19 protein-coding genes and 1 pseudogene are annotated in these 23,038 nt (G+C 55.9%); 17 read left to right on the top strand and 3 right to left on the bottom strand.

Annotated features, from left to right (window positions below; all coding sequences use genetic code 11):
* The first annotated feature begins 48 nt into the window (after positions 1–48).
* Together ACQZ45_RS18515 and ACQZ45_RS18520 are read left to right on the top strand one after the other, a co-directional pair.
* Entirely contained in the window at positions 49–948 is a 900-nt protein-coding gene (locus tag ACQZ45_RS18515) for an AraC family transcriptional regulator (RefSeq protein WP_065689091.1), read from the top strand.
* A 45-nt stretch (positions 949–993) separates the two neighbouring features.
* Positions 994–1,068 (top strand): annotated as a pseudogene (locus ACQZ45_RS18520) (IS6 family transposase); the annotation flags it as partial.
* 258 nt (positions 1,069–1,326) lie between these two features.
* Here the strand turns inward: ACQZ45_RS18520 and ACQZ45_RS18525 are convergent.
* Positions 1,327–2,286: an MBL fold metallo-hydrolase gene (locus ACQZ45_RS18525; RefSeq protein WP_448742410.1), complete on the bottom strand. Its 960-nt coding sequence runs from the start codon at positions 2,284–2,286 to the stop codon at positions 1,327–1,329.
* A gap of 93 nt (positions 2,287–2,379) precedes the next feature.
* Between ACQZ45_RS18525 and ACQZ45_RS18530 the strand changes: the two genes are divergently transcribed.
* A complete protein-coding gene (locus ACQZ45_RS18530; protein ID WP_065689089.1) occupies positions 2,380–3,333 on the top strand; it encodes a LysR family transcriptional regulator in 954 nt (317 codons plus the stop codon).
* 388 nt (positions 3,334–3,721) lie between these two features.
* Here ACQZ45_RS18530 and ACQZ45_RS18535 read toward each other — a convergent pair whose 3' ends face one another.
* A complete protein-coding gene (locus ACQZ45_RS18535) occupies positions 3,722–3,997 on the bottom strand; it encodes a hypothetical protein (protein ID WP_065689088.1) in 276 nt (91 codons plus the stop codon).
* 159 nt (positions 3,998–4,156) lie between these two features.
* Here ACQZ45_RS18535 and ACQZ45_RS18540 point away from each other — a divergent pair, with 159 nt between their 5' ends.
* The 7 genes from ACQZ45_RS18540 to ACQZ45_RS18570 all read left to right on the top strand — a co-directional run bounded on the left by ACQZ45_RS18540 (position 4,157) and on the right by ACQZ45_RS18570 (position 13,192).
* Positions 4,157–4,789, top strand: a complete 633-nt coding sequence (locus ACQZ45_RS18540; protein WP_065689087.1) for a TetR/AcrR family transcriptional regulator — start codon at positions 4,157–4,159, stop codon at positions 4,787–4,789.
* A 131-nt stretch (positions 4,790–4,920) separates the two neighbouring features.
* On the top strand, positions 4,921–5,247 hold the full coding sequence (locus ACQZ45_RS18545) for a carboxymuconolactone decarboxylase family protein (protein WP_448742411.1): 327 nt from the start codon (positions 4,921–4,923) through the stop codon (positions 5,245–5,247).
* A gap of 122 nt (positions 5,248–5,369) precedes the next feature.
* A complete protein-coding gene (locus ACQZ45_RS18550; RefSeq protein ID WP_448742412.1) occupies positions 5,370–6,227 on the top strand; it encodes an MBL fold metallo-hydrolase in 858 nt (285 codons plus the stop codon).
* Positions 6,224–7,441 (top strand): MFS transporter, encoded by a 1,218-nt coding sequence (locus ACQZ45_RS18555; RefSeq protein ID WP_448742413.1) that lies wholly within the window; start codon positions 6,224–6,226, stop codon positions 7,439–7,441. Before ACQZ45_RS18550 ends, ACQZ45_RS18555 begins: the two co-directional genes overlap by 4 nt.
* Before the next feature lie 13 nt (positions 7,442–7,454).
* The gene (locus ACQZ45_RS18560) at positions 7,455–8,378 is read left to right on the top strand and encodes an XdhC family protein (protein WP_065689083.1); all 924 of its coding nucleotides are present in this window, start codon (positions 7,455–7,457) and stop codon (positions 8,376–8,378) included.
* Positions 8,379–8,409: 31 nt separating this feature from the next.
* Complete coding sequence (locus tag ACQZ45_RS18565; RefSeq protein ID WP_448742414.1) at positions 8,410–9,036, top strand: nucleotidyltransferase family protein; 627 nt, start codon at positions 8,410–8,412, stop codon at positions 9,034–9,036.
* 124 nt (positions 9,037–9,160) lie between these two features.
* Positions 9,161–13,192 (top strand): trifunctional serine/threonine-protein kinase/ATP-binding protein/sensor histidine kinase, encoded by a 4,032-nt coding sequence (locus ACQZ45_RS18570; protein WP_448742415.1) that lies wholly within the window; start codon positions 9,161–9,163, stop codon positions 13,190–13,192.
* Between the two features lie 243 nt (positions 13,193–13,435).
* On the opposite strand, the gene ACQZ45_RS18575 is transcribed toward ACQZ45_RS18570, so the two are convergent.
* A complete protein-coding gene (locus ACQZ45_RS18575; protein WP_065689080.1) occupies positions 13,436–14,221 on the bottom strand; it encodes an IclR family transcriptional regulator domain-containing protein in 786 nt (261 codons plus the stop codon).
* A 391-nt stretch (positions 14,222–14,612) separates the two neighbouring features.
* Between ACQZ45_RS18575 and ACQZ45_RS18580 the strand changes: the two genes are divergently transcribed.
* The 7 genes from ACQZ45_RS18580 to ACQZ45_RS18610 all read left to right on the top strand — a co-directional run bounded on the left by ACQZ45_RS18580 (position 14,613) and on the right by ACQZ45_RS18610 (position 22,796).
* Positions 14,613–16,055 carry an NAD-dependent succinate-semialdehyde dehydrogenase gene (locus tag ACQZ45_RS18580; protein WP_065689079.1) on the top strand — a complete coding sequence of 481 codons (1,443 nt, stop codon included), beginning with the start codon at positions 14,613–14,615 and terminating at the stop codon, positions 16,053–16,055.
* Positions 16,052–16,501 (top strand): nuclear transport factor 2 family protein, encoded by a 450-nt coding sequence (locus ACQZ45_RS18585; RefSeq protein WP_139104396.1) that lies wholly within the window; start codon positions 16,052–16,054, stop codon positions 16,499–16,501. The genes ACQZ45_RS18580 and ACQZ45_RS18585 overlap by 4 nt, the downstream gene beginning before the upstream one ends.
* Positions 16,502–16,570: 69 nt before the next feature.
* Positions 16,571–18,136, top strand: a complete 1,566-nt coding sequence (locus ACQZ45_RS18590) for an ABC transporter substrate-binding protein (RefSeq protein WP_448742416.1) — start codon at positions 16,571–16,573, stop codon at positions 18,134–18,136.
* Positions 18,137–18,223: 87 nt separating this feature from the next.
* On the top strand, positions 18,224–19,165 hold the full coding sequence (locus ACQZ45_RS18595) for an ABC transporter permease (protein WP_065689076.1): 942 nt from the start codon (positions 18,224–18,226) through the stop codon (positions 19,163–19,165).
* A 23-nt stretch (positions 19,166–19,188) separates the two neighbouring features.
* Complete coding sequence (locus tag ACQZ45_RS18600) at positions 19,189–20,040, top strand: ABC transporter permease (RefSeq protein ID WP_065689075.1); 852 nt, start codon at positions 19,189–19,191, stop codon at positions 20,038–20,040.
* Positions 20,041–20,095: 55 nt separating this feature from the next.
* Entirely contained in the window at positions 20,096–21,904 is a 1,809-nt protein-coding gene (locus ACQZ45_RS18605) for an ABC transporter ATP-binding protein (protein ID WP_065689074.1), read from the top strand.
* Positions 21,905–21,950: 46 nt separating this feature from the next.
* Positions 21,951–22,796, top strand: coding sequence for an NADPH-dependent oxidoreductase (locus ACQZ45_RS18610; protein WP_139104395.1), 846 nt, complete (start codon positions 21,951–21,953; stop codon positions 22,794–22,796).
* Positions 22,797–23,038 lie beyond the last annotated feature (242 nt).

A 23,038-nucleotide genomic window follows, 5' to 3' on the forward strand; every position in this document is an offset into this window, starting at 1 on the left:
ACCTGCTATATGCGCATGTCCGAGATTGTTTAGCGGAAGTCCGAATTGATGACCGATCCGGTTGCCGAAGTTGTTTCCTTGTTGAAGCCGAGCCCGTCGATATCAAAGCTGGTGACGGGCGGCGGTCGGTGGCTCGTTGAGCGTACGGAGGTCGGAAGCCCCTTCTACTGCGCCGTGGTCGAGGGCCGTTGCCTGATGACGATTGCCGGTCGTGAGCCAATGGTGCTCACTGAGGGTGACTTCGTCCTGGTCCCAAAGATCTTCTCATTCACGATGAGCAGCATGGAGCCGCCACCACGCGGCGCACTTCCCCAACGTCTGGAAACCAGCCCCGGTGTCTTTCGCCTGGGCGACCCGGAAGCGTCGGCGGAGATCAAGGCACTGGTCGGGCATTGCACTTTCGGCTCGGATGACAAAGCCCTTCTCGTATCTCTGCTGCCGGAAGTCATCCATGTTCATGGTGAAGAGCGACTGATCGCTCTCGTCCGAATGATCAACGAGGAGACGAGGGCTGATCGTGCCGCGCGCGAAATGGTCCTCCACCGATTGCTCGATGTGTTGTTAATCGACGCGTTACGATCGGCAGCAAGCGCCAAGGCGCCGCCGGGTCTCCTGCGTGGCATGGCCGATCCGCTGCTGGCGCCGACCTTGCGCCGGATACACGCAGATCCGGGTCGTAGCATGACGGTGGAGACGCTTGCTCAGGAGGCTGCCATGTCTCGCTCGACCTTCTTCGATCGTTTCCGCAAGGAAGTTGGTGTAGCACCGATGGAATACGCGACGGGATGGCGTATGGCACTGGCAAAGGAGTTCCTCCGCGAGGATATACCCATAGCGGACATTGCCGAGCGCGTCGGCTATGGATCGACCAGCGCTTTCAGCGTCGCCTTCAATCGGCATGTGGGAATGCCGCCCGGCGTCTATTCGCGGGCAGTTGGTGCGGCTTAACGCTTCCGAACCTTACCCGCCGATATAGGCGGCCAGCGGCCCTGTGGCGATTGGGCCGTCAACGATCAGAACGATCTACTCGCACGCCTCTTCGGACTTCAAAAGGTTAACAAAGCTTGAAGGCAGGCCCCGCTTTGGGGTCATGCTGACTTCACTGAAAGTTTGCAACAGGCACGACACACCCCGAGCACTCGTGGCGACAACGGGCTGGGTGCGTCTTGCCGAGCACCCATAGATTTTTCTAATTTCCGGTCCGCTCGACCCGGACCAGTTGCGAGTTGGTTCCGGCCGGCCGACCTGTAGGAAACGACCTTTGTCGCTGCGGAAGACGGGGCTATCCCGAGCCCAGTCTTCCCATCGCTCAATCCGGGGGCAATCCTAGGAGTAGTTGACCGGGAGCCAGTCATAATTGGTGCTATCTGTACGCACGTGGCCGATTCCGGGGAACGCAATATGTGCGCCTGCCACAAGGTATTTCCCTTCCACAGCCTGCCTGAAGGCGACGTCGCGGGCAGCAACGGCGGCCTTCTGTTCGATATCGAATTCTATGGCGATGCCGGGCTCATCGAATTGCAGGATATCGCCATGGGTGATGTCGCCCCAGAAAACGATCTTCCGGCCTTCGCTTTCCAGCGTGATGGCGCTGTGACCCGGCGTATGTCCCGCATAAAGAATCGAGCCCAGACCCGGGACGGGTGCTTGGTTATCTCCGAAGGTTTCAAATTTTCCAGCTCGCAAGTAAGGCGTCACGCACTGGTCTGCCTCGGCAAAATGCTGCTTGACGATGCCGGTCGCCGCTTTGGCGTTTTCCGGGCTCAGCCAGAATTTCGCCTCCCGCTCATTGACCCGTAATGTGGCGTTAGGGAAAGTGCGTTTGCCTTCGCTCATCAACCCACCGGAATGATCGGTATGAATATGGGTGAGGATGACATCGTCAATGTCACCTACCTTGTATCTGGAAGCCTCGATGTTGGACACGAGCTTGCCGAGCGATGGGCCCAAATAGGTACCGGTGCCTGCGTCGATCAGCACCAGTCTTTCGCCGGTGTTGACCAGGAATGCGTTGACGGAAGTTGGTACGATTTCCGGCAGAAAAGCATCATTCAGAGCGTCCTGCGCGTGTTCTTCGCTAGTGTTGGTGTAGAGCTTGGCGAGCGGCAGGGCAACTGTGCCGTCCGACAGGGCTGTGACCTCTACGGAGCCGATCTTCAGCCGGTAGAAACCCGGTGCCTGAACAGCGGCATAAGGCGCCTTGGCGAAGACGATTGATGGCGCAACAAAGGGCGCTGCGACTAAGCCAGTCAGAGCGCTTTTGAGAATGGAACGACGAGATGGCATGGGTTTGCTCCTTACGTTGTGGTGCGGAACGGCTTGCAAGTTCCTGCCCATCAGCTAAGGATGCGCTAGTCAGCAATCAAATCGATACAACTCATGCAGGTCATCGATCATTTCAATCTTCGTTCCTTCGACCTCAATCTTCTCGTCGCCTTCGATGCGATGATGGAAGAGATGAGTGTAACGCGTGCAGCACAACGATTGAAAATCCAGCAGCCCGCCATGAGTCATAACATAGCCACCCTGCGCACGCTGTTTCAGGATGAGCTGTTCATCCGTGTCGGGCAGGTGATGAAGCCGACGGCGCGGGCGCTCAATTTGTCTGGCCCGGTGCGGCAGGCTCTGCGACAGGCGCAAGCGGCGATGTTGATGACGGATGCCTTCGATCCGGCAACCGAGCGGCGTACATTCAGGCTGGGGCTGTCCAGCGAGGTGGAACTATTGTTGCTGCCTGACCTGACCGCTCGGTTGCGCGATATCGCGCCGGGCATTCGTATTCTGGCTCGTGGCGGCGATGCACTGGAGATCGAGGCGATGCTGGATTCAGGCGTCGTCGACCTGTCTGTGGGATGCAGCTATCTCCCGGATTCACGGCACCATTGCGAACCGCTTTATCAATCCAGCGTCTTGTGCTGTTTCAATCCGCAATTGCTAACGCTTACCAACCCGGTGAGCATGGATGCCTATTTGGCCGCACAACATGCGGTGATCTCGCAGACCGACAGCCTGCATGGCTGCGTCAAGGATGCTCTGGAGCATGCGGGTGTAGAGCTGGAAGTGGTGGCGGCGGCTCCCGATTTCATGTCGATATTGGCCACGGCGCGTTCGTCTGCGGTGATTGCCACCGTATCTTCGCGCATCGCACTTCGTTATGGGCCGCTGTTGGGACTTGAGGTCAGCCCGGTGCCACTGGCACTTTCTTTTCCGCCCGTGGCAATGGTTTGGCCGCTTCATATGGAAAGCGATCTTGGCTGCGCATGGTTGCGGCAACAAATCCGTCAGGCGATGCTAAGAACAAATGGGAGCAACGCCGCGGATATTACGGCGTGACGGGCGTGGCGATCAGCATGTGTCTGAAGTCCTAACACCTTGAAGGGACTCGAACCAGCGACGCGTTAAATAAACTCAAATAATTGAAAATATTAAATAATTACAAGATATCTTAAACGCGTATGGGAGAATAGATACTCACTTGTGTTTGAGCGTTGTGTTGTTTCCACCATCGGCACCTAGGGCGCTGACCGGAAAGGACGGTTGTCCTCCGTGACTTCTGGTCCTTTCATCCGGTGCAGGTCGACGGATCTCAAGGATTGCATTTATTGGGTGCGTTTTAAGACTATGGCCAAAACTCAGTCGCCTGAAGCTATCCTGGAAGCGGTTTGCGTAACACGAACGGTTCCCTCGTCCTGACTAGCCGCTCTCAGACTGCCCGCTCGCTTCACAACAACGTGCTGCTTTTCTCCTCCGCGAGGATTTCTTTCTGACCCAAAGTTCGGCGGTTCGTTCCATCGGGTCTCCCCGCGATCGAATTTCCACGTTCTCTCAAGAAAAGTTGGAAGCCATCCTCCATCTGCCTTCCACCGGTTGCCAGCGCACCGGACTTCACGCTGAGCATTCCGATGCGGATCGGTGCATTTTGAGCGAGGGCGGGCGTTGCGAGCTGGGTGCCGGCAAAAGCTGTTGCCCCAGCCAAAACTTGACGTCGATTTAACATTTGATCCTCCAGATCCACTATTTATCGCTCGATAAACTGATAGACATTTTGAGAAACGTCAAGTGAGTTTTCCTAGTTTTTTTCGCACAACTCCAGCATGTTGTGTTTGCTACTCTTCGATGCAGTTGATAAATTAATTGAATCAACATTGGAGGCTAGATGGAAACCACACAGGCAAGGAGACGGATGTCACCTGAAGAAAGGGAGCAGGAGATTGTTCGGGAGGCCGTGAAATTCTTCGCGGAATTCGGCTTTGAGGGCCAAACTAGAGAGCTCGCAAAACGCCTCGAGATCACCCAACCTCTGCTATACCGCTACTTTCCGACGAAGGACGCACTGGTCGAGCGAGTTTACCAGGAGGTCTTTCTCAGACGATGGAATCCCTTCTGGGAAGAGTTGCTAATTGATCGCAAAAAGCCTCTCCACGCACGCCTGACGGACTTCTATGGGGATTATTCAAAGGCGATTCTGACATACGAATGGGTTAGGCTCTTCATGTTTTCTGGCCTGAAGGGTTTGGACTTTAACACCCGGTATCTTGACCTTCTACGGCAGCGCATCTTTGGTTTGATTATCAATGAGTTAAGGTTCGACCATGAGCTAAAGCCTGCTGAGGAAGTAGCCATCACATCAATCGAGATTGAGGCCGTCTGGGGATTGCATGCGGCAATATTCTACCTGGGGGTACGAAAATTCATCTATAACATGCCTGTCGATAACATTAGTTCCATAGTCGACGCGGAACTGCGGATTTTCCTTAATGGTGTGCCAGCGATACTTGCTGGAAAATAAATGACCAATAAACTTCGAAATGGCCACATCACCTATACGAAGGTTTAGGACCAACAAGACCATGGCTCGATGGCGGGCCCGGAAAGCGGGGCTTAGTCTCGCGCCAATCCCCGCTTAACTGGAGAATCCCGATGTCCGAGCACATCCGTCCCCGCGATATGGCGAAGGCCTTCACCCCGGCACTTGCCGATTTGGTCGATGACCCGCTGTTTTCGAAAGTCTGGGAACGCGAAGGCCTGTCAAAGCGCGATCGCAGTCTGATTACCGTTGCAGCCTTAGTCGTCATGTATCGGCCGGGCGAGCTCGGCGCGCATCTGCGCCGCGCCATCGAGAACGGTCTGAGCAAGAAAGAACTCAGCGAGGCGATCACCCATCTCGCCTTCTATGGCGGTTTCCCGGCTGCCATCAGCGCCTCGGCGATTGCAAAGGAAGCGCTCGGGGCCCTCGACGCTGAATGACCCTCAAGCGCCATCTCGTTTAGGGGGCCGGTTCAATCTTGAACTTTCACTGTCCGGAATCGTCTGTTTCAATTTCGCGCGCGACAACCGATCTGTCATCTATCAAACGGATCGGAACGGTCATGACAAAAACGACTGATTTCTACAGCTTTCGTCACGGTGATTTCGACATCACCGTGCTCTCCGACGGCGCGTCGAGCCACGGCGAGGATAATACTCATGCGCTCAGCCTTCCTTCGGAGACAAGCCCCAGCAAGGACGTTTCAGGGGCAGACGAGATCGCGCCTGCCCCCTCGAACATTCCCCTCATCGTGACAAGCGATGAGGTCATTCTGATCGACGTCGGCGCCGGCGAGAAGAAGAGCGAGAACGCCGGATTGCTCGAAACCAATCTGCGTCGCATCGGTGTGACGTCGTCGGATGTCACGCTCATCATTCTCACACATGCCCACCCCTGCCATGTCTGGGGCCTTGTTCGCGCCGACGGCTCCCTTCGGTATGAGAACGCCCGCTGTATCATGAGCGCGGCGGAGTGGGCGTTCTGGATGGAAGGAGAGGACTCCGCCTCGACGGACTACGAGCACCTGACCGGCAGCATCACGAGAAAGACCCTCACGGCCCTTCTCGGACGGATCACTCTTGTCGAGGACGGTGACGAAATCCTTCCCGGTCTGCGTGTCCTCTCATCGACCGGCCGCACGCCGGGCCACATCTCGGTCATCCTCGACGGCGATATACCCTTGATCGTCACCGGCGATGCGGTCGCAAGCGACGTCGTTTCGTTCGAACACCCCGACTGGAGTTTCGGGTTCGATCTCGATGCCGAGCAAGCCGGACGCACACGCCGTCGCCTGCTTGCCCAGGCCGACGAAGAATGCGCGAAGCTGCTTGGCTTTCGCTGGCACTATCCGGGCGTTGGCCGTGCCGAACGCTCAGGATCGGCCTTCCGGCTCCGCCGTGTTGGGGAGGTTTCTCGATGAGACACCGGGTATTCAGCCGACGGGCAAGTTTTCTCACCGCGGCAGCCGTTGTCGCCCATACGATCTGGACCAGCGCCGCGCCGGCGCTGACCTATCCGCTCTATGCGCGCGAATGGGGGCTGACGACGTTCGCGACGACGGCAATCTTTGCGGTCTACCCGGTTTTCGTCGTCATCGTCCTAGTACTGTTTGGCAACCTGTCCGACTATATCGGCCGTCGTGAGACGATGCTGCTTGGACTGCTCGCCTCGACGGCGGGATCGCTCGTTTTTGCTGTCGCGCCCGACATCAACTGGATCTTTATCGGCCGGGCTTTCATGGGCATCGGTGTCGGGTTGTCGGCAGGCCCGTCTGCTGCAGCCGTCTTGGAATTCAGCGCACCAGAAAAGGTGAAACAGGCTGCCGGCGTGACGGCGGCGGCACAGGCGGTCGGTATGGCCGCAGCCGCACTGGTTGGCGGCGCTCTGATCCAATACGCGCCGCTCCCGACAAGGCTGAACTTTGCGGTCTTGACCGTCATCCTGGTGATGATGATCGTCGCGACCTGGCACCTGCCCAATCATACCGCCTCTCGCCCGCACGGAAAATGGCGGCCGAGCATACCTTCCATCCCGAACGGGTTCTTCGCCGTCTTCGTCACGGCAACGGCGGCCGTTTCGACGGCCTATGTGCTGGGCGCTATGACGCTGTCTCTGGGAGCGCAGATTGCACACGATATCGTGGCGTCGTCGAACATGCTCGTGAATGGCGGCATCATTTCAATCTTCGCTATCGCCACCGGACTGGCAACTGCGGCGACGCGGGGCCGCTCACCAGGCAGCATACTTCGCGCCGGCGCAATCATCGGGATCTTTTCTGCCGCCAGCCTTGCTCTCGCGGCCGAGGTGCAGCTTCTCGTCGTTTTTGCGGTGGCGCAGATCGGCGCCGGGATAGCCTATAGCCTCCTTCTGCTGGGCGGCCTAGCGATGATCAATGACGGCGTGCCGAAAACACACAGGGCTGGAACGTTGTCAGCGCTTTTCCTGGTTGCCTATCTGGCGCAAGCGGTCGTTGCCCTTTCGCTTGGCCGGATTGCAAGCCTGGCTGGGCTCGCCGACGCTGTCCTCGTCGGCGTCACCCTCATCGCATTCCTCGCGATTACGACCTTGCTGCTCAATGCCGTACGCGCCCGCGCATCACGCCCAGCGCGCTCTCGCGCCCATCACGATCTATAGAAAGGTCTGCAACATGATGGTCAGCGAGCATCTCACCTTGGCAACTCCGTCACGCGCGATGATCACAGACGATCCGTTCGAGATCCTGCGATTTGCCGTTGAAGCATTTGCGGGCGGTCGCGTTGCCCTTGCCACGCTGGTGGAAATCCGTGGCGGCGCCGCGCGAGCACTGGGGGCTCAGATTGCGATCAGCGAGGACGGTCGGTTTTGCGGCTACGTGTCAGGTGGGTGCGTCGAAGCGGCAGTCGCGGCCGAAGCATTGGAGGCCATGCAATGTGGTGAGGATCGCTCGGTCATGTTCGGCACCGGCTCGCCCTTTTTCGACATGACCTTGCCCTGTGGCGGCGGGATCTCCGTGCTGATCCATGTCTTGAGGGAAGTGGATACCCTTCTCGACCTCCTTGACCGACTTGACGAGCGAAAGATCTCCGCCCTGCGCTATTGCAGCGCTGGGCAAACACTGACTATCGATACGCCGCCGGCACGAAGCGGCTGGGTGGAAGGCGATTTCGTCTGCGTCTTCCTGCCGAAGCTCCGCCTGATCGTGACCAGCCGGTCGGTCGAGGCCGATGCGCTCGCACGCCTCGCAAAGACCGCCAACATCGATGTCGTTATCGTCGAGCCTGGACGGGCTGACGATCTATCCCCGCTGATCGACCCGCTTACCGCCGTTGCTCTCCTCCACCATGACATCGAAGCAGAAGTGCCGATCCTTGCCTTGGCACTGCGATCAAAAGCGTTTTATGTCGGGGCGCTCGGCAGCACCCGCACTCACCGGAAACGATGCGATCGCCTTACGTTCGAAGGCTTTACCGATGCCGAAATCGCGCGGATCAAGGCACCGATCGGGATGTTCGGGCCAACGAAAGACTCTTCCTCGCTGGCGCTCTCCGTTCTGGCCGACGTGACCACCGCAAAGCTGGCGCTCTATGCCTGATCCATCGATGGAAGGGATCGGAGCCGTCCTCTTGGCAGCCGGGCGATCGAGCCGCATGGCTAAGGGCCTCCATAAACTGCTGATCGAATTTGACGGCATGCCGCTCGTGCGGCGATCGGCAATGATCTTGGCTCAGGTGCAACCGGCGGCATCTGTCGTCGTGGTCGGACACCGCCACGCGGAAATCGAGGCAGCCCTTTCAGGCCTGCCGATGCCGGTCGTCGTCAACGATCGCTATTCGAGCGGAATGGGCACCTCGCTGGCGCTCGGGGTCTCGTATCCGGAGATGGCTGGAATGGATGGCGTGCTCATCGTGTTGGCCGACATGCCGGCGCTTCACCCATCGCATGTCCGCTCCCTTGTAGAAGTGTTCAACAACGCCAAACGGCAAGTCATCGTACGCGCCAGCAGCGGCGAACTGCCCGGACACCCGGTGATTATACCGAAGCCGCTCATCGACCAGTTGAAGCTCCTTGACGGGGATACGGGGGCACAGCACATCATCCGTTCCAGTCCCCTGCCCGTTCAAATGTCCAATATCGGTGCGGCGGCCTTGACCGATGTAGACACGCTCGAAGATGCCCTCTTGGCGGGCGGAAATATTCAAACCGGGACGATGAGCCTGTCGAAAACCCTTCCATTTCCGGGTCGGCGTTGAACGATATGCATGTCATTTGAATAATGCTCACCAAAAGAAATGCTGCGCCGCAAAATCACTTTGACACCACCCAGGGCAGGTGTTCTTTCGAACCGATTGCAAGCGGACATCTAGTGGCAGATTGATGACATACGCATTTGGTAACCGCGAGATCTTTGGTCGCGACAGCGAACTCGATACACTCCTCCAGGCCTATCGGCGGGTCTGCCAGACAGGTTTCGGCGAAATCGTTCTGGTTGGCGGCGCTGCGGGTTTTGGTAAGACGTCCGTCGTTAATACGTTCCTGGCCAAAAACGATAAGATCAAACATGCCATCGGCAAAGCCGACGAAGCATTCCAGCGTGTTCCTTACAGCGCCATTCTTAAGGCCCTGCGTCAGCTTCGCTCGGCAGCTGAAATCGAAGAGCTTGCATCTGCACGGGACGCTGGAGCATCCTCTGCTACCAACCGCGTCAAGGATCGGCTGATCGACGCGATCCAGTCGAGCGCCTCGCCCACGACGCCTCTCGTCCTGTTTATCGACGACTTGCATTGGCTGGACGCGAGCTCTATGCAATTGATGCGTGCTTTGTCAGAACGCGGCTTTCGAGACATGGTGCTTGTCGGCACCTATAGGACCGACGATACATCGGACTTTCGAGAAACCGGCCTCCAAAGTTTTCTTGGCGATCCCGCGGTTCAAGTTACGAATATTCTGCTCAAAACGCTCGCTTACGATGCAGTCGAGGGACTGATCTCCGCGAAGCGTTACGGCGAGACAACTGGACCTTTGGCCAGGCTTGTCCAATCGGTCGCAGGCGGGAACCCGTTCCATATCCAGCTGATCTTGAATGTTCTTGATCGTGCAGAGAGCGCACCGGACCTTGCCCAGTTCGTTTCGGATCAGAAAAACTGGAGTCTCGACGCTCTCTTAAGCCGCATCGTTGCCGAACTGCCTCCGAAAACCCGCGATATCCTGCAGTCCGCGGCCTGCGTCGGCTTTGCGAGCGAATACTCCCTTCTGTCCTCGACCGCCGAGATTGCCCTCGGCGGGCTGACGCCGTTGCTTCAGCCGGCGGAAATGCTTGGGTTGATCAGAACCGACGGCAACTGGTGCCAGTTTACCCATGACTCGGTTCGCGAGCATATCCGTGCCAGTCTTGGTCGCGATGAAAAGACAAACAGGCACGCCCTGATTGCCCGGAGCATGCTGGCGCTTCAGGCTACGGCGACCGACCATCATCTGGCCGTCGCCGAGCAGATCGTGAAGGCCAAAAACAGTCCTATTCTGCTTCAATCGCTCGCGCCGGCGCTCGCTGCCCTCGTCAAGGCAGCACAGATCGCCAAGGCCGTAGGGTCTCTCGAGGGTGCTCTTCGCTACGCGGAAAAAGGCATCGAGCTAGTGCCGCTTTCCGATCCGAACGACAAATTTCACTGGATTCTTGCTGAGCTTCGCTGCGCGATCCTAGTCGATCAGTTCGGTGCTGGGATCGACGATCAGGAGCTTGCCCGCCTCATCGAACATGCCGGCTCGTCGATGGACCAGGCACGGGCGGCGCGCCTGCAGGCTGCCGTCCTGATTCTGCGGGGTCAGTTCGAACAGGCAATAGAGGTCGCGCTGGCGGGACTGCGGCTGCTCGGGATATCGCTGTCGCGCAAGCCTGCAAAAGCAGAACTCGACGCATCCTATGAGGCGGTTACAAACTCGGTCGACAAGCTGTCGCTAGCCAAAATCGACGAGAATGTCCGTCTCTCCGACGAAAAGATCATCGTCGCCATGGATCTCCTGGCCACGCTCCAGTCATCGTTCTTCTCCGACGATGGCCTGAAATTCTTGCACACGGCAAAAATCGTCGAGCTGTCGGCAACGCACGGGGTCTGCGAGGCGACATGTTACGGTCTCGCTTGGTGCGGCGTCTGCCTTGCCAGCGAATATGGCGACTACGAAACCGCGCTCGCCATGGCCGAGGCCGCGGTAGCGCTTTCGAACACGCACGCCTACAGTGCTTATCGAACCTCTGCTCTCGTGGCACTCGACCAGGTGTCAGTCTGGCGAAAGCCGCTTTCCTACTCGCTTGCGCGCGCCAAGGAGGCGTTCGAGCATGGTAAAAATAGCGGCGACGTTAGCATGGCATGCTATGCCACCAACCACATCGTGTCGGACCTCCTGTCTATGGGAGCACCACTGTCTGTTGTCAGCAATGAGGCCAATCGCGGGATTGCGATGGCGCGCAGCGTCGGCTTCGAAGAGGTCATCCGGATCCTGCAGGTCCAGCTCGCCTTCGTTCAGGGTTTGAAGGATTGCAGTGTTGAGTCTGGTGCAATTATTGGACTTGCGACCTCGGACAAGACATCCGAAATGTCCCCCCTCGTTTTCTGGGGCCACCTCTTCGAGGGCATATCACAGTTCTATCGCGGGCAAATTGAACTTGCCTCGAAATCGTTCACACAGGCAAGGATATGGAAATGGACCACCCCCGCCCATATCCATATCGTGGATCTTCATTTCTACACTGCATTGACCGATCGGTTGCTCGGCATCAGCGGGACAGACAGCGACGACCGCGAAGTCTTGAGCGTTCTGGCTACGCAGAACCCCACTACATTCGCGAACAAGCTGGCTTTGGTGGACGCCGAGACCGCGCGCGCTGCCGGTGACACGATTGAGGCGCTCAGACACTACGAGCGGGCTATCAAAGCTGCGAAGGAAGCAGGCTTCTCCCATGAGCTTGCGCTTGCTCATGAGCGTGCGGGACGCCTTGCTCTCGAGACAGGCCTGTCCTTCGCCGCCTTCGGTCATATCCGACAGGCCCAAGCCCATTATCAGAAATGGGGTGCGGACCAGCTGGCAGACGGGCTGCGAGCGGAATTTGCCGATGTCTTCTCTGTTCCTGTCGATATCGAACTTCCGGACCGCGGCATCCAGCCGATCGAAAGGTCAGATTCGCTCACGGCCGACCTGATTGTCGCAGCGGTGAAATATTCGGGCGCCATGCGCGGTCAGCTAATCAGTGTCGACGGCGACGACTTCGCGGTGGTCGCGAGCACGCACCATCGTGACGGCGTCACGAACGTTGCGACAAAGACATCGCGCCTGACCGCCGAGATGGCCCCTAGCTCGATCGTCCGGTTGGTCGTTGAATCTGGCTTATCGCTCAGATACGGCAATGCATCGATCGAAGCAGGCGACGCGCATGCATCCGCGCTTGAGGAAAGCCCGGTCAAATCTCTTCTTTGCGTACCGCTCAAGGACAGGGAGCGCGTTTTTGCTATCCTATATCTCGAGAACAACGCGCTTAGCGATGCCTTCTCGCTTGAGATAGAACAGGCAATCGAGCTTTTCGTCGTTGCGACAACAGAAGCCCTTCGTTTGAAGGGGCAGCTTGAAGAGCAGCAGAGAGGCAGCGCCGTCCAAAAAAACCAGGACAATGCGAGGGTCAGTGCTCGCGCCGAACTTATCAAGAATTCCCACGTGAGCGTCTTGGGCGGGATGGCCGCCTCTATCGTTCACGAGGTGAATCAGCCGTTATCGGCCATCGTGACCTTCGCAAATTCGGGCATTCGATGGCTGAAGCAGCCTGTTCCGCAGGTGGAAAACGCTATCACGAACTTTACTAAGATCGAGCAATCTGGTGTCCGGGCAAGTAACATCATCTCTGCCCTGCGCTCGCTCGCCAAGCAGGCGCCGGCCAACCTTGAGTTCCTCGATCTGAACGACGTGGTCGACGATGTCCTGACCGTGGTCGAGACAGACAGCCGAGCCGATGGCGTCGAGATTGAATGCGCGCTCGCAGATGGCGGAGCGCTCTTTGCCGACCCGATTCAGGTTCAGCAAGTTGTTCTCAATCTGTTGACCAACGCCCTTGACGCGATGGAGGCTCATTCTGGCGGCCGCCGCCTGCGGATTGAGAGCGAAGTCCGCGATTCCTTCGTAATTCTCGCGGTCACAGATACAGGGACAGGCATCCCGGCATCGGTCAGGGATTCCATCTTCGACCCCTTCTTCACAACGAAGGACAAGGGGCTTGGCATGGGTCTTTCGATCTGTAAGACAATCGCCGAAGTGCACGGTGGCGGGCTTAGCGTAGGGAGTTCAAATTCTTCGGGCACCACGATGATATTTCGGCTTCCGTTGACCGCCAAGCCAGCCGGAGAAGACCCCGAAACTGCCGCATAGTCGGGGATGGTAGAAAGCAAACGCGGCCGAGTGATCCGAGCCTTTATGCCGGCTAACGAGCCCACGTAACCCAGAAGAAATCATCAACCCGCATCCTGCGGTGTAACACAGATGCCGCGCATCAGCTATCGGCCTTGGCGACACGTGGCTTTGCCGATACCTGATACGCAAGTCCAACTCATGAGGGAAAAGGAGTACAACGGGGACCGCTTTACTTACGCATTGCAAACGAAGTCGAGTTCTTCACGCATTTATGAGAACGCTGATCTCACGTGCCGCCCTTCGCATGTTTTCAAGATTAGCGTCGATGAAATCCTGCGATGCAACTTTATCACCGTAAGTGCTCATATTCAGCACCGCCGTAATTTGGCCGTCGCCGTTTTTAATCGGGACGGAAAGAGCGACCAGATCATGCTCCATCTCGCCGGCAACAAAGCTCCAGCCTCTTTCTCGAGCATTCCGGATTTCATCTAGAATCGCTGCGTGGTCTGTTATCGTCTTGCCGGTTAGCTTCTTGATATCGGATATCGATATTACCCTCTGCGCCTCGGCGTCATCATATTGCGAGAGCAAAACCCTTCCCATCGATGTGCAATAGGCGGGCACCCTTATCCCTGCACGTGCGCTTCCGAACGAGCTGTGATGAATTGATGAGGTTTTCAAATGCAGGACATCGCAGTCATCAAGTACAGCTATGGAGCAGGAATTACGTGACTGGCTCACCAACCGGTCGATCACCCCCTGAGAGAGATTGAAGATCGGGGAGGAATTTATGTAGGAGAAACCTAGATCGAGCACTTTGGGCGTTAATGCGTACTTTCCACCCTTGCCAATCATGTAGCCAAGATTGATCAGGGTAAGAACATTCCGACGCACTACGGAGCGATCCAGCTTAGTAAATTCCGCCATCTCGGAGAGACTTTGCTCTTTCTTCGAGAAGTTGAAAGACTTGATAATGTTCAGACCTCGAGCGAGGGACTGGACGTAATTGTAGCCAGGCTTCTGCTTGTCTGATTCCGAATTTTCCACGCTACTGCCTGCTCTCTATGTGATTGAAATCGTTTTATAATCTTTATTATCAAAACTAACGCTGCTTATGAGCGCACCGGTTTTCATTTCGGAAACCGCACACTTTTTGAACCCTAATCTCTCGACGAAGCAGTGGTGCGGCTCCCTACGAAGTGAGGCGCATGCTCAAGCTTGCGCACGGCAAACTCCATCTTCCGCGTCCGATCTCGATCGTCGCACAACACTAGCCGAGTCCAAAATGGCTAAGTTTGTTCGAAATCAATATCCCTTATTTATTTTCTTGACAAGCCTAGACATCTGAACGCACTCTTTGCGCATAGTGTGGCACGGTTGTGCGATATTTGGCTATATAAGGTGCAATTTCACGTCAAGCATTCAAGGAGTAGGGTCGATGGCGGGTGAAGGTTATGACGAGCTCAAGCTCTACATTCACGGAGAATGGCAGTTGGGTAAGAGTGGCACATCGCCAGTCTTCAACCCCGCCACACACGAATTGCTCGGTTACGTGCCGCTGGCATCGAACGAACAGGTAAGCCAAGCGCTAGAAAGCGCCGCAGATGCCTACCGTATTTGGAGCAGAATGGCGCCGCTCGCGCGTGGCGCGATATTGAAACGTGCAGCTGAATTGATCCGCGAACGAGCGGATCACATCAAACGGCAGCTGACGTTGGAAGAGGGTAAGCCGCTCCACGAGTCCCACTACGAGGTGTACACCTCGGCTGACTACTTTGATTGGTTTGCCGAGGAAGGAAAGCGTGCTTACGGCCGCACAATTCCCTCGCGCATTGCCGGTTCCCGGCAGACCGTGAACCGAGAGCCGATTGGGCCCGTAGCCGCATTCGCCCCTTGGAACTTTCCTGCAATCACACCGACAAGGAAGATTGCTGCCTCATTGGCCGCTGGATGCGTATGCATCATCAAGCCCGCAGAAGAATGCCCTTCAACAGCTTTGGCTATCGTACGGGCGCTACACGATGCGGGACTGCCGAAAGGTGTAGTCAACGTGCTGTTCGGGCATCCGGCCGAAATCTCTGAACACCTTATTTCATCGCCTCACATTCGGAAAATCTCCTTTACCGGGTCTCTCCCGGTCGGCCGACTGCTTGGTAGGTTGGCAGCTGACCAAATCAAGCCAATTACGCTTGAATTGGGCGGTCACGCTCCGGTTCTCGTTTTCGATGATGCGAATGTCGACGCCATCATCGATCTATCCGTCAAAGCCAAATACCGGAATGCCGGCCAGGTATGCCTCGCACCCACCCGATTCATCGTCCAGGAAGGTGTGTACGACAGGTTCGTGAATGCTTTCGTCGACAGAACCAAGGCACTGAATGTCGGCAATGGCCTAGATAGCGAGACCGAGGTCGGGCCTATGGCCAACGAAAGACGTCTTGCTGCCACTTCGGCGCTAGTTGAAGATGCAATCTCCAAGGGCGCACATGTGCGCACAGGTGGTCCCTCCGAACGTAACGCTGGCTACTATTGGAACCCCACTGTCATCACCGATCTCGCACCGGATGCCCGATTGATGAACGAAGAGCCCTTCTCGCCAATCGCTCTGATGGCCCCCTTCAAGACGACTGAGCAAGCTTTGATAGAAGCAAATCGGCTTCCCTATGGTCTGGCGGCCTACGTCTTCACGAACTCTCACAAGACGGTCCATGAAGTCACGTCGAACGTGGAAGTCGCGATGTTCGGCGTGAACCAATACTCGATCACCGTCGCTGAGACACCCTTCGGGGGCATCAAGGAGAGCGGCTTCGGTTCCGAAGGAGGGATCGAAGGTCTCCAAGGTTACATGGTCAACAAATACATGAGTGAAGCATTCATGTGAACTACCCGAGAAGCACTCGGCAACCAGAGAAAGGGACAGATATGTCAATTCAAACAGACGCAAACGCAAACGTGGAAGCAGCCGCAAAAGAAGGTCGCCAACTGATGAAGGAAGCCTTCGCCACTCGCGATCCGGCGAAGATTGCAGCTCGTTTTTGCGAGGATGGCTCGTTCGTGAACGGCCGCGGCCAGATTCCGATGGGCGATGTTTACAAGGGCCACAAGGCAATCGAAGGCTATTTCGCCAAGCTTTTCGCCGACACTCCCGATGTCGCTTGGACGGAGTCCGCTGAGCCGATTTTCTCCGGTGACAAGATAGTAGCGCAATGGCGCCGCACTGCGACAACCAAGTCCGGCGAAAAGCTGGATTGGCTTGGCCTCGACATTTACACTTTCCGCGGCAACCAGGTCCTTTGCAAGGACACGTTCATCAAAGACGTCAAATAATAAAAACAAGTGAGGTGGGGGGATACGTCGCGATACGTAGCCCCTCCGACCAATCCAGAGGGTTATACTATGCTGAGAAAAATGCTGCTTTCGATCGCTCTTCTTTCAGCGGTATCGGTCGCATCTGCGAACGCATCTACGCTGAAGGTCGTGGCTCATGCCGACCCGAAGATCCTGGACCCAATCTGGTCCACCAATTACATCAGCCGAAATCATGGCTACATGATTTATGACACCCTATTCGCGACAGATGAAAAGGGCCTTGTCCAGCCACAGATGGCTCAGGGCTACGATGTCAGCGATGACCGTCTAACTTATACGATCACGTTGCGTGACGGTTTGACTTGGCACGACGGCCCGGCTGTCTCGACAGCTGATGTAGTGCCGTCTATAAAGCGCTGGGCCTCCGTGGACAGGGCTGGACGCGCGATGCTCGCCTTCGTCAAAGACTTCGCTATCGTCGATGACAAGACGTTCAAAATCGTCCTTAACGCTCCGTTCGGACATGTAATCGAGGTGCTCGGCAAGGGCGATGCCAACGTCCCATTTATCATGCCTGCTCGCGTCGCTGCCACTCCAGGCACAGAGCAGATCAAGGAATACATTGGTTCAGGCCCATTCAGACTCGCTCAAAGTGAATGGAAGCCGGGCGAAAAAATCGTCTACGTGAAAAACGAGGCGTACAAGCCGAGAAGCGAGCCACCCTCGGGCTTCGCTGGCGGTAAGGTTGCGTATGTTGACCGCGTCGAATGGGTGACCATGCCCGACCAGTTTACTGCCGTGAATGCTCTGGTCGCCGGCGAAGTGGACATCATAGAAGCTTTGCAACCCGACCTCTTCCCAGTCGTCGAAGGGAAGAAGGACGTGAGCCTCTTCCAGTGGAATGAAGCGGGGCTACAGAGCGTTCTACGTTTCAACCACCTCCAACCGCCCTTTAACAATGTCGACGCGCGTAGGGCAGTCCAGCACGCAGTCCAGCAAGACATGTTCATGATCGCCCAGCACGGCGATCCCCGATTTTATCGCACCTGCAACGACCCGCTCGGCTGCGACATCGGCGAAAAGGGGCGCTTCGGAGATCTCATGATCAAACCCAATGTCTCGAAGGCAAAGGAGCTGTTGAAGGCATCTGGCTACGATGGTTCTCCGATTGCGGTCCTGCATCAAACCGACTTGATTTCCTCTAACAAGTTGGCGCCTGTCCTTAGCAACGTTCTGACCAATGTTGGGTTCAAAGTTGACGTCCAATCAATGGACTCACAGACTTACTTTGTCAGGCGGAACAATCGAGGACCGGCCAGCAGTGGCGGCTGGAACATTTTCTTCACTGTTAGCCTTATGACGAACGTGCCTAACCCGATGTATAACATTTTCACCGACGCGTCCTGCGACAAGGCTTTCGTCGGCTGGATGTGCGATCCGGAGCTTGAGGCGATGCGCAGGAAGTTCGAGGTCGCAGACACTTCGGAAGAGGCCAAAGCAATTTCAGCAAAGATCTCAAAGCGGATCGTCGATCAGGCACATTTCATTCCGATGGGCATCTACAATGTGTTTGGCGCCTACAGGAATGACCGGGTGTCAGGTTGGTTGAAGGCTCCGGCCGCCGTATTCTGGAACATCAAGAAAACCGATTAGTGGCACCGCTATTGTTCGTCCCCGGCGTGAACATATCAGCCGGGGACGGGAATGCGGCATCCCCCTTACTCTAGATCGGAGCATTTGATGTTAAGTTACGCGATACGGCGAATTTTCACGACTATACCTGTCCTGCTCGGAATTTCGGTCCTGGTTTTCTTGACGCTTCGCGTTTCATCAGGTGATCCGGCAGCGATTTTGGGCGGCGATGCCGTCACGCCGGAACAGATCGAGGCGATCAGGACCCAATTGGGCCTCGGTGAACCAATCTGGAAGCAATACCTGCATTGGCTATCAAATGCCCTGCGAGGTGATTTCGGACTTTCCTACTATTACAAGATGCCGGTTTCGGATCTGATCATGTCACGTGTCGAGCCTACGCTGGTCCTTGCCTTGCTGACGCTGGCAATCTCGGTAAGCGTAGCTATACCGCTTGGCACGGCCGCGGCGCATCGAGCAGGTTCCGTTGCGGACAACCTTTCGACCGCCCTTGCGGTCATGGGGTTCTCGATCCCAGTGTTCGTTGTCGGATATGCGTTAATTGGATTGTTTTCGATCAAGCTTGGCCTGACGCCGGTCCAGGGCTACCAGCGACTAGCCGATGGCTTTTGGGGGACACTCAGGAGCGCCATCCTCCCCGCGCTTGCGCTATCGACCGTCTATATCGGCTTGTTGACGCGCATCACCAGGGCGAGCGTTTTGGAAGTGTTGAATGCCGATTACGTTCGTACCGCGCAAGCGAAAGGGCTTAAGCCGCTTCCAATAACAATCAAGCACGTTTTGCGGAATGCTGCCGCACCGATCGTCACCGTTATTGCCATGGGGTTTGCGAGCCTGATCAGTGGTGTCGTCGTCACGGAGAGTGTTTTCAACATCCCGGGTCTTGGAAGGCTTATGGTGGATGCTGTTCTCGCGCGCGACTATCCAAGCGTCCAGGCGATCGTTCTGATTTTCACAGTGTTCTATATCGTGATCAATCTGATCGCGGACATCTCCTATGGAATTCTTGATCCGCGGGTAAACACCTGAACCGGGCTTGTAGGGATACGACAATGAAAAAACCTATTCTCTCCCTGGCATATGCGATCGTACTGATCGTGATCGCGATGGCGGCATTCTCTCCATTCCTGACATCGATAGATCCAAATTTCGTTGACCCTTTCAACCGTAATTTGTCGCCGATGTCGCCCGTTAATACCTCCTTTCTTGAGGACCAGACGCCTAGGAACGCTTTGTTCGGAACGGACGCGCTCGGTCGCGACATTTTCAGCCGTATGGTGTATGGCGCACAAACATCGATCCTCATTGGGTTCGCCGTTACCGCAGTTGCAGTTGTCACTGGAACGTTTCTAGGCTTGGTATGCGGATCATTTAAGTCCATAGACGGCGTCGTCATGCGAGTGATGGACGGACTTATGGCAATCCCTGCGATCCTTCTCGCAATCGCGCTCATGACCGCTATCGGGTCAGGGGTCTGGACAGTGATCCTCGCAATCACAGTGGTTGAAGTGCCAAGGGTCGTGCGCGTGGTTAGATCCGTTGTTCTATCCGTGCGCCAGGAGCCCTATGTTGAAGCAGCAATTTCGCTTGGTGTGCCGACTGGACGCTTGCTTCTCCGGCATATCCTGCCGAACGCAATCGGCCCCCTCACCGTTTTAGCGACTTTCATTATGAGTGCAGCCATTCTTCTCGAGGCCACGCTTTCATTCCTGGGATTGGGCATGCCGCAAAATGTGCCAACGTGGGGAAACACGATCGCTGAGGGCAGAACGCTGTTTCAAATCTATCCTCACAACATTTGGATCCCGGCAATCTTTCTTTCGCTAACGGTTCTTGGTGTGAACGTCATTGGCGATGGCTGGCGCGACAGGCTTGATCCGCGCAACGCGTCCCGCGCTCGCTGACTTCATCGCTCTACCTAAGAACATGATATTTGAACCCGCATGATGGGACCTGACAATGACGCTAAATCTTCTTTCTGTTATCGACGTGAGTGTTGCATTCGGTCACGACCAAGCCTGGAAAACGGTTACGAATGCCGTCAGCTTTGATATCAATCATGGCGAAACGGTTGCAATCGTTGGTGAATCCGGCTCTGGCAAGAGTGTGACGGCATTATCGATCATGCAGCTGCTACCTAAGAAATCGACACAAATTTCCGGCACGATCAACTTCGACGGGAAGCGCATCTCGGATTTTAGCAATAACCAGATGCGAGATATACGCGGCAACGATATCGCGATGATTTTTCAAGAACCGATGACGAGCCTGAACCCGACAATGTCCATCGGGGACCAGATAAGCGAGGTTCTCATCCGACATCAGCACCTCACGCGCCGCGATGCTCGCAATGACGTACTCTCGCTCCTGGATCGAGTAAAAATACCTGCCGCCAGCAGGCGCATTGACGAGTTCCCTCACAATTTCTCTGGAGGCATGCGGCAGCGGGTAATGATAGCTATGGCGCTTGCATGTCGGCCGAAGCTTCTGATTGCTGACGAACCAACCACCGCACTTGATGTCACAATACAAAACGAGATCCTCCAACTCATAAAAGAGCTGCAGGATGAACAAAAAATGGCTGTGATGTTCATCACACATGACATGGGCGTGGTCGCCGAGATCGCGGACCGGACGGTCGTTATGTACAATGGCGATGTAGTTGAGCAGGGAAAGACCTCCGACATCTTCTTTCGCTCGCGCGAGCCTTACACCAAAAAGCTCTTGGCAGCGGTAGCTCCGTTGGATTCGTCTAAGTTCTCCTCCAAGCCGGTCCGCTATGCCGAGTACGGACAGGACGGTCTGATTTCTCGCGCCGAGGAAGAGCAATCGAAACCGATCGATATGTCCGTTGGTTCGGCACTTTCGGTCGACGGTCTCACAACCCGCTTTTTGGTGCGGGACAAGTTGTTTCGACGCACCGTAGGAAAGGTCCACGCAGTAGAAAATGTCAGTTTCTCCATTCAGCCTGGCGAGACGCTTTCGTTGGTCGGTGAGTCCGGATGTGGCAAATCGACGACCGGCCGCACAATCCTCCAACTTGTCAAACCGACATCAGGTACGGTGAAACTGTTCGGGCGCGATATCGGTAGTTTGAGCGGACAAGAAATGCGGCGAGAGCGCCAAAAAATACAAATGGTCTTTCAAGACCCCTTTGCCAGCCTAAACCCTCGTTTCAAAATCGAGAATGCTCTTATGGAGCCAATGATCTGCGCCGGCATCGATGAAGTCACCGCCAAGGCCAAACTCCCTGAGCTCATCAGCCTCGTAGGTCTTCAGCCCGAGATGCTGGCTCGTTATCCGCATGAATTCTCCGGCGGACAACGCCAAAGGATATGCATTGCGCGCGCCTTATCTGTTTCACCGAAGGTAATCGTCGCCGACGAGGCTGTGTCGGCCCTTGACGTTTCGGTCAAAGCGCAGATCGTCAATCTTCTTCTCGACCTGCAGCAAAAGCTTGGTCTCTCTTACCTGTTTATATCACACGACATGACAGTGGTCGAAAGAGTAAGCCATCGCGTGGCCGTTATGTATCTAGGTGAGATCGTTGAGATCGGGCCCCGCGCTGAAGTTATGGGGAATGCTCGTCACCCCTACACGAAACGCCTCCTCAGCGCAGTCCCGGTTGCGGACCCTTCTCGACGTGGTCATCGCAGACGCGATGCAGTTCACGAGATAAAAAACCCAGTAAGAGATATCACCTATATCCCCCCGGCACGGGTCTACAAGCAGGTGAGTGACGGTCACTTCGTCATGGCTGATGAGTGAACGCAAAAAAATCGGATTGCAACACGCTAACAAGTAAGGAAATGCCGTGGCTAAACGTGAGAGTTACGCTGTTAATTTTTGCCGTCCCGTCGACGATATGGTGGCTGATCGATATGGTGCAGGATCAGGTCTACGTGTGGCTGAGAACGCTGTTATCGACCATATGCTCATGCATCGTAGTATCCGGCAGTTTACACCCGATCCGGTTACGCCCGACGCAATCGAGACAGCGGTAGCCGCAGCTCAGTCAGCCGCAACATCATCGCATTTGCAAAGTTGGAGCGTCGTCAAAATCACTGACCCTGAGCACAAGCGCGAGGTGAACAAACTTTGCGGCAATCAAGGCCAGATAGAGAGCGCGCCGCTTATGCTTGTATGGCTCGCCGACCAGAGCCGCAATTTTGCGATTGGCGAGCAAGAATCGGTGCCCAGAGAAGGGTTTGACTACTTCGAGTCCACCTTGCTTGGGATTGTCGATTCATGTATTGCAGCTCAAAATGCTGCCTTGGCTTTCGAAGCACTCGGATACGGTACTTGCTACATTGGAGCCGTAAGAAACAATGCGGAGAAGCTAAGCGAACTATTGAAGTTACCCGAGCGTTGCGTGCCAGTCACGGGCCTCGTGGTCGGCCGACCGGACCCGGCTCATGACACGGATATCAAGCCCCGCCTGAGCCAAGGTGTGGTCGTCCACGATCAATATTATGCACCGAATAAACCAAGCGACATTGGCGAATACAATCGAGTTATGAACGGCTTTCAGGAGAAGCAAAATCTAACGCCAATCGACTGGTCTGCGAAGGTCGCCGCTCGTCTAAGCAGCAAGGCCGCGCTGCACGGACGAGATCGCTATTTCGATTTCTTGCGATCCGTGAAGGCGGGCGTCTTGTAGGCCCGCCCCAACTTGAAGCTTGCGGAGATCTTTGAGGACCGACTATCGCTTCGATGCTCAACCAACGAGTGAGAGATCTTCTCAATTCTTATGCAATTGGGTGCAGGGGATAGTTTTTCTACCGCGGAAACCCGACGATATCCCATCTACCGGGACCCCCGGTTTCTCACCTTAGCTCGGACGCAGCTAAATCCGCCCTAAAGGCTTGGGTGAGTTGAAGCTCTATCGGCCCCAGCGACGTC

The organism is Agrobacterium sp. 16-2014-1-2a (assembly GCF_053522705.1).

Coding starts and splice junctions, on each gene's coding strand:
- ACQZ45_RS18580 (WP_065689079.1), top strand. CDS start 14,613: ATGGCGGGTGAAGGTTATGACGAGCTCAAGCTCTACATTCACGGAGAA.
- ACQZ45_RS18595 (WP_065689076.1), top strand. CDS start 18,224: ATGTTAAGTTACGCGATACGGCGAATTTTCACGACTATACCTGTCCTG.
- ACQZ45_RS18550 (WP_448742412.1), top strand. CDS start 5,370: ATGACAAAAACGACTGATTTCTACAGCTTTCGTCACGGTGATTTCGAC.
- ACQZ45_RS18560 (WP_065689083.1), top strand. CDS start 7,455: ATGATGGTCAGCGAGCATCTCACCTTGGCAACTCCGTCACGCGCGATG.
- ACQZ45_RS18605 (WP_065689074.1), top strand. CDS start 20,096: ATGACGCTAAATCTTCTTTCTGTTATCGACGTGAGTGTTGCATTCGGT.
- ACQZ45_RS18590 (WP_448742416.1), top strand. CDS start 16,571: ATGCTGAGAAAAATGCTGCTTTCGATCGCTCTTCTTTCAGCGGTATCG.
- ACQZ45_RS18530 (WP_065689089.1), top strand. CDS start 2,380: ATGCAGGTCATCGATCATTTCAATCTTCGTTCCTTCGACCTCAATCTT.
- ACQZ45_RS18570 (WP_448742415.1), top strand. CDS start 9,161: ATGACATACGCATTTGGTAACCGCGAGATCTTTGGTCGCGACAGCGAA.
- ACQZ45_RS18535 (WP_065689088.1), bottom strand. CDS start 3,997: ATGTTAAATCGACGTCAAGTTTTGGCTGGGGCAACAGCTTTTGCCGGC.
- ACQZ45_RS18555 (WP_448742413.1), top strand. CDS start 6,224: ATGAGACACCGGGTATTCAGCCGACGGGCAAGTTTTCTCACCGCGGCA.
- ACQZ45_RS18515 (WP_065689091.1), top strand. CDS start 49: ATGACCGATCCGGTTGCCGAAGTTGTTTCCTTGTTGAAGCCGAGCCCG.
- ACQZ45_RS18525 (WP_448742410.1), bottom strand. CDS start 2,286: ATGCCATCTCGTCGTTCCATTCTCAAAAGCGCTCTGACTGGCTTAGTC.
- ACQZ45_RS18540 (WP_065689087.1), top strand. CDS start 4,157: ATGGAAACCACACAGGCAAGGAGACGGATGTCACCTGAAGAAAGGGAG.
- ACQZ45_RS18600 (WP_065689075.1), top strand. CDS start 19,189: ATGAAAAAACCTATTCTCTCCCTGGCATATGCGATCGTACTGATCGTG.
- ACQZ45_RS18545 (WP_448742411.1), top strand. CDS start 4,921: ATGTCCGAGCACATCCGTCCCCGCGATATGGCGAAGGCCTTCACCCCG.